The sequence below is a fragment of the Romboutsia sp. 1001285H_161024_C4 genome (genome assembly GCF_015550185.1).
Taxonomy (GTDB): Bacteria; Bacillota; Clostridia; order Peptostreptococcales; family Peptostreptococcaceae; genus Romboutsia_C; species Romboutsia_C hominis.
On record NZ_JADNAJ010000003.1, the window covers coordinates 262485 to 279830 of the forward strand.

18 protein-coding genes are annotated in these 17346 nt (G+C 29.9%); all 18 read right to left on the reverse strand.

Annotated features, from left to right (window positions below):
• Positions 1–329 precede the first annotated feature (329 nt).
• The gene (gene nhaC / locus I1959_RS07880; protein WP_092925681.1) at positions 330–1772 is read right to left on the reverse strand and encodes a Na+/H+ antiporter NhaC; all 1443 of its coding nucleotides are present in this window, start codon (positions 1770–1772) and stop codon (positions 330–332) included.
• 160 nt (positions 1773–1932) lie between these two features.
• Positions 1933–2313, reverse strand: coding sequence for a hotdog domain-containing protein (locus tag I1959_RS07885; RefSeq protein WP_092925679.1), 381 nt, complete (start codon positions 2311–2313; stop codon positions 1933–1935).
• Positions 2314–2507: 194 nt separating this feature from the next.
• Complete coding sequence (locus I1959_RS07890; protein WP_092925677.1) at positions 2508–3836, reverse strand: DUF389 domain-containing protein; 1329 nt, start codon at positions 3834–3836, stop codon at positions 2508–2510.
• A gap of 116 nt (positions 3837–3952) precedes the next feature.
• Positions 3953–4720, reverse strand: a complete 768-nt coding sequence (locus I1959_RS07895) for a class I SAM-dependent methyltransferase (protein WP_166505481.1) — start codon at positions 4718–4720, stop codon at positions 3953–3955.
• A gap of 162 nt (positions 4721–4882) precedes the next feature.
• Positions 4883–6067 (reverse strand): sodium ion-translocating decarboxylase subunit beta, encoded by a 1185-nt coding sequence (locus I1959_RS07900; protein WP_166505482.1) that lies wholly within the window; start codon positions 6065–6067, stop codon positions 4883–4885.
• 154 nt (positions 6068–6221) lie between these two features.
• A complete protein-coding gene (locus tag I1959_RS07905) occupies positions 6222–6611 on the reverse strand; it encodes a biotin/lipoyl-containing protein (protein ID WP_207733558.1) in 390 nt (129 codons plus the stop codon).
• Positions 6612–6632: 21 nt separating this feature from the next.
• Positions 6633–7016: an OadG family protein gene (locus I1959_RS07910; protein WP_166505483.1), complete on the reverse strand. Its 384-nt coding sequence runs from the start codon at positions 7014–7016 to the stop codon at positions 6633–6635.
• A gap of 14 nt (positions 7017–7030) precedes the next feature.
• Complete coding sequence (gene mmdA / locus I1959_RS07915) at positions 7031–8578, reverse strand: methylmalonyl-CoA decarboxylase subunit alpha (RefSeq protein WP_166505484.1); 1548 nt, start codon at positions 8576–8578, stop codon at positions 7031–7033.
• Between the two features lie 49 nt (positions 8579–8627).
• A complete protein-coding gene (mce, locus tag I1959_RS07920) occupies positions 8628–9038 on the reverse strand; it encodes a methylmalonyl-CoA epimerase (protein WP_166505485.1) in 411 nt (136 codons plus the stop codon).
• 9 nt (positions 9039–9047) lie between these two features.
• Entirely contained in the window at positions 9048–9986 is a 939-nt protein-coding gene (gene meaB, locus I1959_RS07925; protein WP_166505486.1) for a methylmalonyl Co-A mutase-associated GTPase MeaB, read from the reverse strand.
• 13 nt (positions 9987–9999) lie between these two features.
• On the reverse strand, positions 10000–10398 hold the full coding sequence (locus I1959_RS07930) for a cobalamin B12-binding domain-containing protein (RefSeq protein ID WP_092925663.1): 399 nt from the start codon (positions 10396–10398) through the stop codon (positions 10000–10002).
• A 20-nt stretch (positions 10399–10418) separates the two neighbouring features.
• Positions 10419–12089 carry an acyl-CoA mutase large subunit family protein gene (locus I1959_RS07935; RefSeq protein ID WP_195237812.1) on the reverse strand — a complete coding sequence of 557 codons (1671 nt, stop codon included), beginning with the start codon at positions 12087–12089 and terminating at the stop codon, positions 10419–10421.
• A 65-nt stretch (positions 12090–12154) separates the two neighbouring features.
• Entirely contained in the window at positions 12155–12688 is a 534-nt protein-coding gene (locus I1959_RS07940; protein WP_092925659.1) for a 2-oxoacid:acceptor oxidoreductase family protein, read from the reverse strand.
• Positions 12689–12706: 18 nt separating this feature from the next.
• Positions 12707–13519 carry a 2-oxoacid:ferredoxin oxidoreductase subunit beta gene (locus I1959_RS07945; RefSeq protein WP_195237814.1) on the reverse strand — a complete coding sequence of 271 codons (813 nt, stop codon included), beginning with the start codon at positions 13517–13519 and terminating at the stop codon, positions 12707–12709.
• Positions 13501–14649 (reverse strand): 2-oxoacid:acceptor oxidoreductase subunit alpha, encoded by a 1149-nt coding sequence (locus I1959_RS07950; RefSeq protein ID WP_166505489.1) that lies wholly within the window; start codon positions 14647–14649, stop codon positions 13501–13503. The genes I1959_RS07945 and I1959_RS07950 overlap by 19 nt, the downstream gene beginning before the upstream one ends.
• Before the next feature lie 12 nt (positions 14650–14661).
• The gene (locus tag I1959_RS07955) at positions 14662–14862 is read right to left on the reverse strand and encodes a 4Fe-4S dicluster domain-containing protein (protein ID WP_207733559.1); all 201 of its coding nucleotides are present in this window, start codon (positions 14860–14862) and stop codon (positions 14662–14664) included.
• 527 nt (positions 14863–15389) lie between these two features.
• Positions 15390–16913, reverse strand: a complete 1524-nt coding sequence (locus I1959_RS07960) for a polyamine aminopropyltransferase (protein WP_092925651.1) — start codon at positions 16911–16913, stop codon at positions 15390–15392.
• Positions 16913–17335 carry a DUF350 domain-containing protein gene (locus tag I1959_RS07965; RefSeq protein WP_092925649.1) on the reverse strand — a complete coding sequence of 141 codons (423 nt, stop codon included), beginning with the start codon at positions 17333–17335 and terminating at the stop codon, positions 16913–16915. Before I1959_RS07965 ends, I1959_RS07960 begins: the two co-directional genes overlap by 1 nt.
• Between the last annotated feature and the right edge of the window lie 11 nt (positions 17336–17346).

Here is a 17346-nt window from a genome sequence, read left to right on the forward strand (position 1 = left end):
TATAATATATAATATTCTACTTTATTCTTCATATTACCTCTTTATATTTTACATTTTTTGTATATTATTTTTTTTATATATAAGTCAGTATTACATATACTTATAATTATTAATAAGCATCATTTGTTATTAATTAAAAATTTTTATCCTAATATTTATTAATAAATTTTATATATATTATTTTTTATATATAAATATTCTTCGCTTTCTCTTATACTCCTTCTTTTTTATAAAAATTTGTCATATAAAGTTTGAAAATAGACTTTTTTTGAAAATTTTCTATAAATAAGAAAGAGGCTAATCTTTAATTAAGATAGCCTCTTTCTTATTTATAGTATACCTTTTTCTATTTCTTCTTTAACTTTTCCCATTTCTTCAGGAGGTAATTTTTCTATAGTTATACCAGTAGCTGCGTATATTAAAGATATTATAGGATTTATTAAGTTTAAAAATGCAAATGGTAAATAAGCAAATGGGTGAATTCCTAAAGTTACCCACATATAAGCCCCACATGTATTCCATGGGATAAGTGGTGATGTTAGTGTTCCACTATCTTCTAGTGCCCTTGATAAATTTTTTGGATGATATCCTCTTTTTCTAAATTCATTTTTATACATTCTTCCTGGTAAAACTATTGATAGATATTGGTCTCCAGTCGCTAAATTTACTCCTATACAAGATACTATAGTAGCTAAAACTAATCCAAAAGAACCTTTTGCAAATCTCAAAAGTGCACTTGATAGTGCCTCTAGCATTCCCGTTTTTTCAAGTAATCCTCCTAAACTAAGTGCACATAATATAAGTGAAACTGTCCACATCATAGAATCAAGACCACCACGACTTAATAGTGCATCAACATCAGCTACTCCTGTTTCTGATACATATCCATAATGAGCAGCTCCTACTATATCAGTTAAATTAGATCCTTGACAGAAATATGCAAATATTCCACCTAGTAGTGTTCCTATTAATAATCCTGGTATCGCTGGTACTTTACATATGACAAGTATTATTACTAAAATAGGTGGGATAAATAGTATCGGTGATAAAGTATTATATGAATCACTAAGTGTACTTCTTATAAGTTCAATATTTGCCATATCAAGTTCTTTGCCTGCATATTTCATACCTATTATTCCATAAAGTATAAGTGCTATTATAAGTGCTGGTCCAGTAGTGTATATCATATGTTTTATATGTTCAAATAGCTCTGATCCTGCCATTGCTGGTGCTAAGTTTGTAGTATCCGAAAGTGGTGACATTTTATCTCCAAAGTATGCCCCAGATATTATAGCTCCTGCTACAAGTGGAGCTGGCATTCCAAGGCCTTGCCCGATACCAATAAGTGCAATACCAACAGTTCCTGCTGTAGTCCAAGATGATCCAGTAGCAAGTGATACTATTGCACATATTATTGTAGTTGCTGGTAGGAATATTGCTGGTGATAATATTTCAAGCCCCCAATAAATCATTGATGGTACTGTTCCACTTAGTATCCATGTTCCTATAAGTGTACCTACTATCATAAGTATAAGTATCGCCTGCATTGCCATCTTTATAGTTTCAAGTATTGTTACTTCTAACTCTTTCCAGCTAAACCCTAGCCTAAATATTCCAACACAACCTACCACAAGTGAACCTATTATAAGTGGTATATGTGGATCCGCATCGAGTTTTATCAGTGAATATGCTAATACTATAACTAAAAGTATTAATGGTATTATAGATTCTATAAGAGTTGCCTTTCTCTGGGTTTTTGGTTTTGCTTTCAAAATATTCCCCCCTTATTTTTATATTTTATTAATCTATATTAAATTTTCTGAAAATTATACCAATTCTTTAGTTATTTTTAATATATTCATGTATAATAAACTCTATAAATTCTATATTTATAACTTTTATAATATTTAACTTAATAATTCATATTTTTATCTATTTCCTTTGTTTATCTTTAGGAACTACACAAGTTCCAGTAGCTTTACATACAACTATAGGTCTTAGTAATACCTCTCCTGCTGAATCGCTTATATCTGATGCTGATTGTATAACCTTTCTCGCTTCAAAATTCATTTTTCTAGATGTGGTTCCAAAAGATATTAATTCTCCACTAACCTCAATATAGTCTCCTGCATATACAGGTGCTAAAAACTCTATATTGTCATAAGATCTAAATAAGCCTTCATCTCCATCATGCTTTATAAGTATTTCTGTGGCCGCATCTTTAAATAATTTAAGTATCTTTGAACTATCTACTACATTTTTGCCATAGTTAGCATCATTTGTCCCTATCCTAACTCTTATTAAAGACTTCATTTACTTGTCCCCTTCCTTAATTTAATTTTTAACCTTTACTAAATACTATGAAATAGACTTAGATATATATTACATAAACAACTATATATTAATTTGTAAAAAATACTACTTTTGTAACATGTAAAAAAGCACTAAAAATCATAATTATAATTTTTAGTGCTTTTTTACATGTTGATTAACTTATTATTAGTGTCTTATTTTTTATATTCATTATCAGTTTTAGTTTCTTTTTCTGTAGAAATCATTTGCACATAAACTTTAACTCCATCTTCTTTAGTTCTAGCTTTAAACCAGTTTTCTATAGTAGGTATACTTTTGCTTAAGGTTTCATCATTTGTATATAGTATAAGTACCGGTACTTCTTTTGAACTATTAGTATCACTAGTTACATATCCTAAATATACTTCTTTTATCTGAGGATAAATAACTTTTATTTCTTTTGATATTTCTTGCACATTTGTATCTTCTTTTATATCACCTGTCTTATTAGATACATTATTATCCTTTATAAATATATTACTTTGATTTTTTATATCAGATATATACTTTTCTATATCAGATATGCTTCCTTCATCTTGCTTTATTATTAAATCCATATCTTTAAATCCATAATTATGTAAATTTTTTTCTAAAATTTTAAATTCATTTCTTGATATTTTTTCTCCAATTAATGCTAAAGTTATAGTGTTATTTTTTGTATTTATGTTTTTTTCTATTACATATTGATCTTTTAATTCTGTATTAATAAAAGCATCTAAATTACTTTCATCTATTGTTTCTTGTATCATATTAAGTGCAGAAAATACGCTAGGTATCATAACTATTACAGCTGTAATTAATATAATTCTTTTTACCCTATGTTGTTTTTCATCATCTAAATTAGTTCTAGCTGGTAAATTTAATGCTTTTGTAACTATAAAAGTTGACGTTATTATAAAAAAGCAATTAATAAAAAATAAATATCCTGCACCAAGAAATATATGATAATTTTTAGTAGCAAGTCCATATCCTGCTGTACAAAGTGGTGGCATAAGTGCAGTAGCTATAGCAACTCCCGGTATTACGTTACTAATTTTATTACGAGTTAGTCCAACCATTCCTGCTATACCACCAACAAAAGCTATTATAACGTCCCATATAGTTGGACTAGTCCTTGCTAATATTTCACTACCTGCTGTTGTTATTGGTGTTATTGAAAAATATAATGTAGATGTTATTATACTTATAAAAACTGATATTGTTAGTATTTTAAAAGCTTCTTTTAATAACTTTAAATTATAAGTACCTACACCATAGCCTATACCTATAATAGAACCCATAAGTGGTGATATAAGCATAGCACCTATTATTACTGCAGTAGAGTTCATATTAAGTCCAACAGATGCTATTATTATTGCACATATTAGTATTATAAAGTTTGCACCGTGTACATTCATTCCTTCTAATATGTTTTCATGTATCTCCTCATTGGTGGCTTGGTTTCTAGTAAATTCATATATAAAATTTTCTTTACTAAATTTCATAAATTTCCTCCTGAGCTATATAATGTCCTATTTAATATATTTAAATTTACTATATTATGGTACAATTTGCAAGTAATTAGATTTCTAATCTATATTATATATATTATATATATTATTTATAATTTTATTGCCTTCGTAGCTATATAAGTATCTATATATTTTCCTAATATATCATCTTCTATCTTATCTTCATAAAATCCACCTATTACAAAACCTGCTTCAATTTGACCTCCTATTTGACTATAAAGTGTATGCCCAAACTCTAAAGGTTCTTTATTTTTTATAAATTCTTCTAGTTTTTCTTTTGGCAGTTGCTTTATATCTGAATAAGGTATAGTGTTTGCTACTGCTAAATTACCTTTTTCCCATTCATATAAATCGAATATATATACTATAGGATTTGTAAATCCAGCTATTAGCACACCACCCTTTGTAAGTACTCTGTAGCACTCTTTCCAAGTCTTTTCTATATTATCTATAAATGTGTTTGATACTGGATGAAATATAAAATCAAAGCTTTCATCCTCAAATCTTGATAAATCTCTCATATCACCTTGTTCTAAATCTATTTTAAGATTATCTCTTTTACTTACAAGCTCATCTTTTAATAGCTGTTCTTTGCTATTATCAAATACGGTTACATTTGACCCTAGTGCAGAAAAAATTGGTCCTTGTTGTCCTCCACCACATGCTAGGCAAAGTACCTTTTTATCCTTTATGTTCCCTATCCACTCTTTAGGTACTAATTTTGTTGGTGTTAATAATAGTTTATATTCTCCATTTCTTGCTTTATCTACATCTTCACTACTTACAGGCATTGTCCACTTATTTCCTTTTTTAACCTCATTATCCCAAGCATTACTATTATATTTTAATATATCCATATATCTCCCTCCTCTATTATAATTACTAACAATTCCTATAATTTTTCTCATCAAATTTTTTAAATTTATACAATTAAATATAAATACCATATTTTAACTAAAAAAGGATATCTCTTTTAATTCTTAAAACTTTTAGAGATATCCTTCGTCTACTAAATATATTTATCCAAATAAACTAAGAAGTATTCCTGCCGCTACTGCTGAACCTATAACTCCAGCAACATTTGGTCCCATCGCATACATAAGTATGAAATTGCCTGGATTTTCTTCTTGTGCTACTTTATGAGCAACCCTTGCAGCCATAGGAACTGCTGATACTCCTGCTGCTCCTATAAGTGGATTTACTTTATCTTTGCTAAATTTATTCATTAATTTTGCAAATAATACACCTGATCCAGTTCCTATACTAAATGCTATTATACCAAGTACAAATATTTTTATAGTTTGCATGCTTAAAAATATTTCTGCCTCTGCTGATGCTCCAACTGCTAATCCTAAAAATATAGTTATCATATTCATTAAAGCATTACTTGCAGTATCTGATAATCTATCTGTAACCATACACTCTTTAAGTAAATTTCCAAACATAAGAAGTCCTATCAATGTAGCTGCTGATGGCAATAATAGTGATACTACTATTGTTACTGCTATTGGAAATATTATTTTTGTTTTTTTAGACACCAACTTTGATTGTGTCATAACTATACTTCTTTCTTCTTTAGTTGTTAAAGCTTTCATAATCGGTGGTTGAATAATTGGTACTAGTGCCATATAAGAATATGCAGCAACTGCTATAGGTGCTAATAAGTGAGATGCTAACTTTGTCGTTAAGTATATTGCAGTAGGTCCATCAGCTCCACCAATTATTCCTATTGATGATGCTTCAAGCCCAGTAAACCCTAAGAGTAATGCTCCTATAAATGTAAAGAATATCCCAAATTGAGCTGCTGCTCCTAGTAACATGGTTTTAGGATTTGCTATTAATGGCCCAAAGTCTGTGCATGCTCCTACACCTAGAAATATTAGTGGTGGAAATATTCCAAGCTTTGCACCTTGATATAAATAATGTAAAAGTCCTCCTGGTGATTTAGTATTTATAGTTCCATTTATAGCTTCATTTGTTAATTCTAAATTACTAATTGATGATATTGGCCCATTCATAACACCTGCCAACGGAAGGTTTGTAAGTAACATACCAAAAGCTATGGGTACTAATAATAATGGTTCAAATTCTTTTGCTATTGCTAAATATAATAAAATACAAGCAATAAAAATCATAATTATTTGTTGCCATGATATATTAACAATCCCCATAGATGAAATAAAATTATTTATAACTTCTATCACGGGTAAGTCCCCCTTTTTCTATTCTAGGAAATTGTAATTTTCCCTATTCTGATAAGTTTGATTTTACGTACTATAAAAACTCTCCTCTATCTTAATCTTTTGCTCAAATTATATGTAATATAAAGTATTTGTAGTTTTATTATAATCTAAAGTACTATTTTATAGATAAAAGTATATCTCCAACACTTACAGATGCTCCTTTTGAAACATTAACAGATGTAACTGTTCCGTCAGAATCTGCCATTATTTCATTTTCCATTTTCATAGCTTCAAGTATTAATAAAACTTGACCTTTTTTTACACTATCTCCTTCTTTGACTTTAACATCGCATATAGTTCCTGGCATTGGAGCATTTACTTGACCAGAACTATTTGAGGCTTTAGGTGATGATTGAGCTTTATTTTGTACTTTAGATGCTTTATCTATTTGGTGTGTACTTTGTGCTTGTGGTACTTTTGAAATATGACTCGCTACGCTACTTAGTTCTTCTACTTCTACTTCATATGTATTTCCATTAACTGTTATATTATATTTTTTTATCATTATTAAACTCCCCCTGCTACTTTATTTAGTAGTACTTTTAGTCATTCTTTCCCAATTTGTTTTTGAGTTATTAGTCCTAGATATTTTTCTTACTATTATATTATTTGTACTATTTCCAGTTGAAGCTGCTATTGCTGCAGTTATTACGGATACTAATTCTTCTATACTTTCATCTTTTTTAAATTCATTACTTTCTGTCATAGTTTCTTTCTCAGTACTATCCTTAAGCTTAGCTTGTGATTTTTCACTTTGAAGTAACTTTATTATAGCTGTTATAACTAATAAAATTATAAAAACTACGCTCATAGACAGTAATGCTACACTAACACCTGCTAATAATGTTTCTCCTATTGATAATGTTATTGTAGGATCTTTTAAAGTTTCTAATAATTGACTAATATTCATATATTACCACCTTCCTATAAAGGTATATTTCCATGTTTTTTAGGCGGTCTTTCTTCTCTTTTAGATGATAATGTATCAAGTGCATCAGCTATTCTTACTCTTGAGTATGCAGGTTCTATTACATCATCTAAATATCCTCTTTCTGCTGCTTTGTATGGAGTTGCAAACTCATCACTATATTCATTTATCTTAACTTCTCTCATTTCTTTAGGATTTTGGGCATTTTTTATATCATTTTTAAATATTATATTTGCTGCACCACTTGGTCCCATAACTGCAACTTCAGCACTTGGCCAAGCAAGTACCATATCTGCTCCCAGATCTTTTGAACACATAGCAAGATATGAACCACCATAAGCTTTTCTAGTTATTAAAGTTATTTTTGGTACTGTAGCTTCACTATATGCATAAAGCATTTTTGCACCATGTCTTATTATCCCTCCATACTCTTGAGATGTTCCTGGTAAAAATCCTGGTACATCTACTAATGTAATTATCGGAATATTAAAAGCATCGCAAGTTCTTATAAACCTTGCACTTTTATCTGATGCATTTATATCAAGTGATCCTGCCATAACTTTTGGTTGATTTGCAATTATACCAATACTTTCTCCGTTTACTCTTGCAAATCCAGTTATCATATTTTGTGCAAAATATGGTTGGACTTCATAGAAATCACACTCATCTACTATTTCATATATTATTTCTTTCATATCATATGGATTTTTGGCATCATCTGGAATTATGCTGTTTAATATATCATTTTTTCTATTGGCATCATCTATTGTATCTATTATTGGAGCTTTCTCTGAGTTGTTTGATGGTAAAAAACTAAGCAGTTTTCTTATTTGTTGTATACAATCCTCATCGTTATTTGCTATAAAGTGAGCTACTCCAGAAGTAGTATTATGAGTAGATGCTCCACCTAAACTTTCAGCACTAACTTCTTCACCTGTTACTGTTTTTATAACCTGTGGACCTGTTATAAACATTTGACTAGTTTTATCTACCATATATATAAAATCTGTCAGTGCCGGTGAATATACTGCACCTCCTGCACAAGGACCCATAATTGCAGATATTTGTGGTACTACCCCCGATGCTATTGTGTTTTTATAAAATATCTCTCCGTATCCAGCTAATGCATCAACGCCTTCTTGTATTCTAGCTCCTCCTGAATCGTTAAGCCCTACTACTGGAGCTCCAACTTTAAGTGCCATATCCATAACTTTGCCTATTTTTTTAGCATGCATCTCACCTAAAGACCCACCAAGTACTGTAAAATCTTGTGCAAATGCACAAACTAATCTCCCCTCAACTTTACCATATCCGCATATTACACCTTCACCTGGTACTTCTTGTTTTTCCATACCAAAATTTGAACATCTATGTTTTACAAATGCATCTAATTCAACAAAAGTATTTTCATCAAATAATAAATTTAATCTTTCTCTTGCAGTTAATTTTCCTGATGCATGTTGTTTATCTATTCTCTTTTGCCCACCTCCTAGTTCTATCTTACTTCTTTTTTCATAAAGTAGATTTAACTTTTCTTGTGACACAAAACCACCCCCAAAACTTTAGTTAATGTATTAAATGGTAAAGCAAATTTTATTTTCTTTCGCTTAGCTCAAGTAACACTCCATCAGTTCCTTTTGGATGACAGAAAGCTATTTTTGCATTTCCTGCTCCATATCTCGGTACTTCATCTATCATTTTATACCCTTTAGCTTTAACTTCTTCTATTGCTTTTTCTATATTATCTACTCTTATTGCTACGTGTTGTATTCCACCGCGTCCATTATTTTTATCTATAAATTTAGCTATAGGTCCATCTTCAGTAGTTGATTCTAGTAATTCAAGTTCAGTATCTCCAACTGGTAAAAATGCTACTCTGACTTTTTGTTCATTTATAATTTCTGTACCTTCACAATTTATTCCTAATACATCTTCATAAAATTTTAAACTTTCTTCTAGGTTATTTACAGCTATCCCCACATGATCTACTTTTAATATTTCCATAGTTTCCTCCTAATCATTAATTATCTTTTCAACTAATATATCGCTAAGCGAATATATATCTATTTCCTTAGTTATAGTTTTATCTAAAAGCTCATTGACTTCGTTTGTATATTCTAGTTCTTTAACGAGCTTTGAAATCTTTCTTTGTACTAATTCTTTTACTTCTAATTTGTTTCGCTCAAATCTTTTTTTAGTTAGTTCGCCACTACTTTCTAAATAATTTTTATGCTTTATTATATTTTTAAAAGTAGTATCTATACCTTCTCCAGTTTCTGCTACACATAAGTTTACCGGTGGTCTAAATTTCCAATCTTTTTTAAAATCAAGCATCATTTCTATTTCTAAGGCTGTTTTTTTCGCTCCATCCTTATCAGCCTTATTTATAACAAATACATCTCCAATTTCCATAACACCAGCTTTTATTGCTTGTATATCGTCTCCAAGACCTGGAACCATAATCATAAGTGTAGTGTCAGAGTTTTTTACTATATCGATTTCCGATTGCCCAACTCCTACAGTTTCTATAAATATAAAGTCACACCCATAAGCATCAAGTATTTTTACAGCAGATTGTGTTGCATTTGATAGACCACCTAGGCTACCCCTTGTCCCCATAGACCTTATAAATACACCTTTGTCTAAGCTTAAATCATTCATTCTTACTCTATCTCCAAGTATTGCTCCTTTTGTAAAAGGGCTTGTTGGGTCTATTGCAATTATACCGACTTTGTTTCCTTTACTTCTTATGTGTTTTACTAACTTATCCGTCATTGTAGATTTTCCTGCACCGGGAGGGCCTGTTATTCCCACTATATAAGCCCTTCCAGTATATTTATATATTTCTTTTAGGTACTTTTCATATCCATTTATTTCATTTTCTACAATAGTAATAAGCCTAGCACAATCCCTTTTTTTACCTTCTATAACTTTTTTTACTATATCACTCATAATTTCACCTTTATTATAATTCTCTTTTGAGATTTTCTTTTATAAACTCTATAGTAACTGTTGTTGGAGTTCCTGGTGTAAAAATTTGTGCTATACCTTTTTCTTTTAAAAAAGGTATATCTTCTTCTGGAATAACGCCTCCACCTATTACCAAAATATCGTCTGCCTCTTCAGATCTTAATAATTCTACGACCTTTGGTAATAAATGATTATGTGCACCAGATAGTATGCTCATAGCCACAACATCTACATCTTCCTGGATTGCAGCTTGAACTATTTGATATGGAGTTTGACGAAGGCCTGTGTATATAACTTCCATCCCTGCATCTCTTAGTGCTCTAGCTATTACTTTAGCTCCCCTGTCATGTCCATCTAAGCCTGGTTTTGCAACTAATACTCTTATTGGTCTCATTTGTATTCCTCCTTAAATCACTATATCATTACCGTTTGTTTATATTCACCAAATTCAGCTCTCATAACTTTGCATATTTCCCCTAATGTGGCATAACTTTCTACTGCATCTAGTATATATGGCATTATATTTTCATTGGAGTTACAAGCTTTTCTTAAAGCTTCTAAGTTTTTTTGTACTTTTTCATTATCTCTACTCTCTTTTAATTTTCTTATCTTTTCTTTTTGTCTTTCACCAACCATAGGATCAACCTTGAGAAGTCCCTTTGGAGCTTCTTCTTCTATCTGGAATTTATTTACTCCAACTATTATTCTTTCATTATTTTCTATTTCTTTTTGATATCTATATGCACTATCCATTATTTCTTGTTGAATAAATCCTTTTTCTATGGCTTGTGGTGCTCCTCCTAAGTTGTCTATTTTATTTATTAATTCTAAAGCCTTTTGTTCTATATTATTAGTTAAGCTTTCTACATAATAAGAACCAGCTAGTGGGTCTATGCTATCTGCTACTCCACTTTCATTTGCCACTATTTGTTGCGTTCTAAGTGCTACTCTTACTGAATCTTCTGTTGGTAGAGCTAATGCCTCATCTTTTGAATTAGTATGAAGTGATTGTGTTCCTCCAAGAACTGCTGCTAATGTTTGAATTGCTACTCTTACTATATTATTTTCTGGTTGTTGTGCAGTTAGTGTACAACCTGCCGTTTGGGTGTGAAATTTAAGCGACCATGATTTTGGATTTTGTGCATTAAATCTTTCTTTCATTATTTTTGCCCATAATCTCCTTGCTGCCCTAAACTTTGCAACCTCTTCTAATAAATTATTATGTGCATTAAAGAAAAATGATAATCTTGGCGCAAAATCATCAACATTAAGTCCTGCTTCTATAGCAGAATTAACATAAGCTATACCATCAGCTAAAGTAAATGCTACTTCCTGAACTGCATTTGCTCCAGCTTCTCTTATATGATACCCTGATATACTTATAGTGTTCCATTTTGGTACCTCTTTTGAACAATACTCAAATATATCAGTTATTAGCCTCATAGAAGGCTTTACAGGGAATATATAAGTTCCTCTTGCTACATATTCTTTTAATATGTCGTTTTGAATAGTTCCTCTTAACTTATCAGCACTTACACCTTGCTTTTTGGCTACTGCTATATACATTGCAAGAAGAACTGATGCTGGTGCATTTATAGTCATCGATGTTGATACTTTATCTAGTGGTATTGAGTCAAATAATATTTCCATATCAGCTAATGAATCTATACAAACTCCAACTTTGCCTACTTCACCTTCAGATATATCATCATCTGAGTCATATCCCATTTGAGTTGGTAAATCAAATGCTACTGAAAGTCCCATAGAACCTTGTTCTATTAAATATTTGTATCTTTTGTTTGATTCTTCAGCAGTTGCAAATCCAGCATACATTCTCATAGTCCAAAACTTACTTCTATACATTGTAGGTTGAACACCTCTTGTAAATGGATATTGCCCTGGATAACCTAAATCTTTTTCATAGTCCATATTTACATCAATTGGTGTATATAGTCTTTTTACTTCTTCTCCTGTATCAAATGTAAATATTTCTTTTCTTTCTGAAAATTTACTTAAACTCTTATTAACCTTATTTTCTTCCCATTTTTTTAAGTTTACTTGTATCTCATTTTTGTTATTTGTCATAAGCTTCCCCCCCTATACCTAATTAATAAAATTAAAATATTTTAATATTTTATTAAACTTTTAATTTATTTTGATAGTGAAATTCCTCTTTCAAAAGCTTTTTCATTTAATTCTTCTGTTCCTTTTGGAACTCTACTTAACATAGATTTTTTTACTTGTTCTGTATCTATTTCTGGTATCATATTGCATATTACTCCAAGTGCTACCATATTAGCTACCATTTCTTTTTTTAATTCATACTTGCTTGTATATATAATAGGTAATTTTAATACCTTAATTTTATCATCATTAATTATATCTTTCTCATCAATAGAAGAATCTAAAATTATAATTCCATTATTTTTTACTGTGTGATAATATTCATCAAATGCCTTTTGTGTTAAACATAATAGCATGTCAGCTTTTCTTACCTTTGGAAAATTTATCTCTTCATCACTTACTATTACTTCAGCCTTACTAGCTCCCCCTCTAGCTTCAGGCCCATATGATTGGGTTTGTACTGCATTTAGATTTGAAAGTATAGAGCCTTCTGCAAGTATAACACCTGCTAGAATAAGTCCTTGACCACCAGAACCACTAAGCCTAACTTCTTTTCTCATAATATAATCTCCTTATACTTACTTGAATTTATTTAAAATTTTTTCATATTCCTCAGTATACTCTGGCATAATACTATCTTTAAATACTCCATAAAATGATTTATTCTCTAATTTTTCTTTGGGTAATTTATCTTTAATAGATACATCTAAATAATTTTCTTTTAATAAATTCATTAAGGATACTGCTGACCCTTTCTTATTTTTTCTTCCATAGTATGTTGGACACAAACTCATTCCTTCTATTAAAGAAAATCCTTTATGATTTATTCCTTTTTTAATATAATCTATCATTTGCTTTGCATGATATGCTGTAGCCCTTGCAACAAATGTAGCTCCTGCTCCTATTGCTAGCTCACATATATCAAAAGGTCTGTCAATATTTCCATATGGTGATGTTGTGGATAAATCATTAGTGTTAGTAGTTGGAGAGTATTGACCGCCTGTCATTCCGTATATATTATTATTAAATACTATTGCTGTTATATCTATATTTCTTCTACAAGCATGTATTAAATGATTTCCTCCTATTGCACTACAGTCACCATCACCAGTTATAACTACAACATGCATATTAGGACTTGCAAATTTTACACCTGTTGCAAATGGCAATGCTCTACCGTGAGTAGTATGAAGTGTATTAAAGTTTAAATATCCAGATGCCCTTGATGAACATCCAATACCAGATACTATACAAACATTTTCCTTAATAAGACCTAACTCTTCTATAGCTACAGCTATAGATCTCATTAATATCCCATGACCACATCCAGGACACCATATATGTGGCAGTCTATCCATTCTAAAATTATTTTCTATGACTGTACTAGGCATCTTTTTACCTCCAATATTTTATCTACAATTTCTTCTGGAGTTATAATATCTCCATTATATTTGTTGATTCCATAAATATTACAGTCTTTTGAACTTACCCTTTCTACTTCTAACCTTATTTGTCCACTATTTAATTCAGGTACATATATATTTTGAACTTGCTTACTTATTTCTCTCATCTTTTCTTCAGGAAATGGCCATACCGTCTTTATACTTAAAAGTCCAGCTTTTATGCCTTCTTCTCTTAGTATATTTACTGCATCTTTGCTACATCTACTCATACATCCAAAAGTAACTATAAGTTCTTCACAATCTTTTGTTTTATATTCCTCATATATTAATATGTCATCTAAGTTACATTCTATCTTTCTTATAAGTCTATCCATTAATATTTTTGTTTTCTCTATGCTGTTAGTTGGAAACCCTACGTCATCATGCATAAGTCCTGTTACATGATATTTATAACCATCTGTAAAATTTGCCATAGGAGGTACCAAGCAATTTGAATCATAAGCCTTATAGTCTTTTTTAGATGCTGTAACTTTTATTCTATCTATCACTTCTAATTCATTTATTTCTGGTATTTCTACCTTTTCTCTCATATGTCCTATAACTTCATCTAAAAGTAATATAACTGGGGTACGGTATTTTTCTGAAAAGTTAAATGCTTTTACTGTCATATCAAATGTGTCTTTAACGCTTATTGGAGATAATACTATTATTGGATGGTCACCATGAGTTCCCCACTTAGCTTGCATTAAATCACCTTGCGCTGGAGATGTTGGAAGCCCTGTACTTGGACCACATCTTTGAACATCAACAATAACACATGGTACTTCAGCTAAACATGCATACCCTATATTTTCTTGCTTTAGAGAAAAACCTGGTCCACTAGTAGCTGTCATTGATTTTAGTCCTGCAATTGATCCTCCTATAGTTGCAGCCATAGATGCTATTTCATCTTCCATTTGAATAAACTTACCTCCTACTCTTGGAAGCATAAACGATGAAATTTCTGCTATTTCAGTAGATGGTGTTATAGGGTACCCTGCAAAAAATTTCATACCTGCATAAAGTGCCCCATGTACACAAGCTTCATTTCCTTGTAATAACTTTACTTTCCTAGACATATTCTCACCTCTTTAATCCTCAGAAGTTTGTGCTATATATATAGCATAATCTGGGCATCTAAGTTCACATAATCCACAAAAAATACAATCTTTTTCTTTTTGTATTTGTACCTTACTATTTTCTAGTTTTAATACATCTTTCGGACAAAATTCCACACAGATTCCACAACTTTTGCACCACTTTTCGTTTAGCACAAGTTTCTTACCAGGCAATATTCTCCCTCCCCTTATAGTCTTAATGTTTGAAGATATTAAATATATATTTCTAATTATCTTTTATAGTTTCTAATATTTTTAACTCTCACTCTATTCCTATATATTCTTTTGGATTGCTGTATATTCTTTTATCTCGAATAAATATGAAGTAATTCAAAAGAATACCATCTTAACTTTTACTAAAATAATAATACATAATATAAGGTAAAAATTTTAAATATATTTATAGCAACTTTTTATTTTTATAAAATTAATTAACTTATGTTTTCTATATACTTAGAATAAAAAAAATACCATCAACATAAATTTATGCTAATGGTATTTTTATATGATTAAACTTATACTATTTATTTTCTAATTCATTAACTCTTTTCTCTAAATTAGAAATTTTACTATTTATTAATACTTTCTTTTCTTTATATTTTTTTATAAATTTATATATAGCAATAGGAATTAATATCCATATTAATATATTAAATACTTGGAAAAAAATTCATATGTAATAGACATAAACTCCTCCCGTACTATTTCCAATTTTTAACCGATTCTTCGTAATAATTTATAAGTTTAGGATGAGATAAAGTATTAGTATCAATACTTTCAATATCGATAACTTCATCCTGTGCAAAATTGAACATACTCTCAATAGAACCCTTGTTTAAATACTTGGTACTTACATTAACCTTAATATCATCCAAATTCAACTCTTGTTTTGAAGAAAGATTAAATCCCCATTCTCCAAAAGATGGCACTTGCACATGATATGGATATACATTAAAATCCTCAGATTTTAAAGTTTTATTTATACTCCAAAATGCTTTTCTAGCGTAATATGGGCTAGTGGATTGAACGGTCATTACTCCATTTTGAGTTAATGCATTTTTACATAGTCTATAAAATATATTAGTATATAATTTATTTAAACTATCATTGTTAGGGTCTGGCAAATCAACTATTATAACATCATAAACCTCTTTAGTATTTTCTAAAAATTCAAAAGCATCTTCATATACCAAATTTACTTTTTCACTAGATAAAGAGTTTTTATTAATCTCAGTTATAAGTGGGTTTGTTTTACACAAATCTACCATCTCTTTATCTATGTCAACTAAAGTAATATTTTTAATATCATCATACTTTAATAACTCACGAACTGCAAGTCCATCTCCTCCGCCTAGTATCAATACATTTTCATGATTTTTAACTATTCCCATAGGTATATGAACTAATGCTTCATGATATCTATATTCATCTTTAGATGAAAACTGTATGTTCCCATTTAAATATAACCTTAAATCATCCTTGTGTCTTGTCATAACAATCTTTTGATACTGCGTTTGATTTGATAATACAACTCTATCACGATATAGTGAATTTTCAATACTTTGAGATATATTTTCAGAATATAATACTCCTAAAAACATAAATACTAATGATATATATGAGACTATCTTAAACGTTTCAATATTTTTTATATAACTTTTATAATTATGAATTATAACTATAGCTATTACTATGTTTATCGTTCCCACTAAAAAAGATGTAGCAAAATACCCTAAAGTAGGAAGTAAAAATAATGGGAATAAAAGTGAGCCGATAAGTCCTCCTATATAATCAAAGCTAAATACATTTGATAAAGTTACTCTTAAATTATCACAATTTTCCTCTATAATTCTTGTAAGTATAGGAATTTCAAGTCCTACTAAAGTTCCTATTAGAACTATCTGTATATACATAATAAATTCACTAGAAGCTATATATACATTGGATAAAAATAGTATTAATGAAGATATTCCTCCTAGTATACCGACAGCTATTTCAACAAATACAAAAAAGTCAAATAGGTTCTTTTTAACATATTTTGAAATATGAGAACCTACTCCCATAGCACACATATAAAGCCCTATTGTTATAGAAAACTGCTTTATACTATCTCCTAATAAGTATGAGCCTACAGCACTTATTAAAAGTTCATACACTATCGAACAGCCTGATATTATAAGTGTTGTAAGCATTAAAATCTTGTAATTAAATTTATTATTTACCATTACTGTATAGCACCACTAATTAGTATAGCAAGACCTATAAATATTCCTGAAACCATAAGTCCTGCTGCACTATTTCCATTTCCAATTTCTTCATTTAGGTTATATTTTTTATTAAATACTAACATTGATAAGTAACCTAATATACAAAGTACTATTCCAAGTACAAAGTATATAACTGTTGAAGTTAAATCTTGTAGTATTGTTGTATTTGTATTTTGATTAACTGGAGATGCTATAACACTTCTTAAAAGTATTCCTACTGCTATTGATGATGCTGCACTTATATATCCTACTGCTTTATTTCCTCTTTTTATTTCTGTTGGAAAGTGACAAGGTATAGCCAAGTCTACTAAAAAGTTTCCAACTAACATAAGTATAAAACCTATTACTGAATAGATTATCGTTCCTAAAATACCTTCCATATATTCCTCCT

Bases quoted from the DNA above. Each gene is read 5' to 3' on its own strand.
- I1959_RS07885 (WP_092925679.1), bottom strand. From the start codon at position 2,313: ATGAAGTCTTTAATAAGAGTTAGGATAGGGACAAATGATGCTAACTAT.
- I1959_RS07890 (WP_092925677.1), bottom strand. From the start codon at position 3,836: ATGAAATTTAGTAAAGAAAATTTTATATATGAATTTACTAGAAACCAA.
- I1959_RS07895 (WP_166505481.1), bottom strand. From the start codon at position 4,720: ATGGATATATTAAAATATAATAGTAATGCTTGGGATAATGAGGTTAAA.
- I1959_RS07905 (WP_207733558.1), bottom strand. From the start codon at position 6,611: ATGATAAAAAAATATAATATAACAGTTAATGGAAATACATATGAAGTA.
- I1959_RS07910 (WP_166505483.1), bottom strand. From the start codon at position 7,016: ATGAATATTAGTCAATTATTAGAAACTTTAAAAGATCCTACAATAACA.
- mce (WP_166505485.1), bottom strand. From the start codon at position 9,038: ATGGAAATATTAAAAGTAGATCATGTGGGGATAGCTGTAAATAACCTA.
- meaB (WP_166505486.1), bottom strand. From the start codon at position 9,986: ATGAGTGATATAGTAAAAAAAGTTATAGAAGGTAAAAAAAGGGATTGT.
- I1959_RS07930 (WP_092925663.1), bottom strand. From the start codon at position 10,398: ATGAGACCAATAAGAGTATTAGTTGCAAAACCAGGCTTAGATGGACAT.
- I1959_RS07935 (WP_195237812.1), bottom strand. From the start codon at position 12,089: ATGACAAATAACAAAAATGAGATACAAGTAAACTTAAAAAAATGGGAA.
- I1959_RS07940 (WP_092925659.1), bottom strand. From the start codon at position 12,688: ATGAGAAAAGAAGTTAGGCTTAGTGGTTCTGGTGGTCAAGGACTTATT.
- I1959_RS07945 (WP_195237814.1), bottom strand. From the start codon at position 13,519: ATGCCTAGTACAGTCATAGAAAATAATTTTAGAATGGATAGACTGCCA.
- I1959_RS07950 (WP_166505489.1), bottom strand. From the start codon at position 14,649: ATGTCTAGGAAAGTAAAGTTATTACAAGGAAATGAAGCTTGTGTACAT.
- I1959_RS07960 (WP_092925651.1), bottom strand. From the start codon at position 16,913: ATGGTAAATAATAAATTTAATTACAAGATTTTAATGCTTACAACACTT.
- I1959_RS07965 (WP_092925649.1), bottom strand. From the start codon at position 17,335: ATGGAAGGTATTTTAGGAACGATAATCTATTCAGTAATAGGTTTTATA.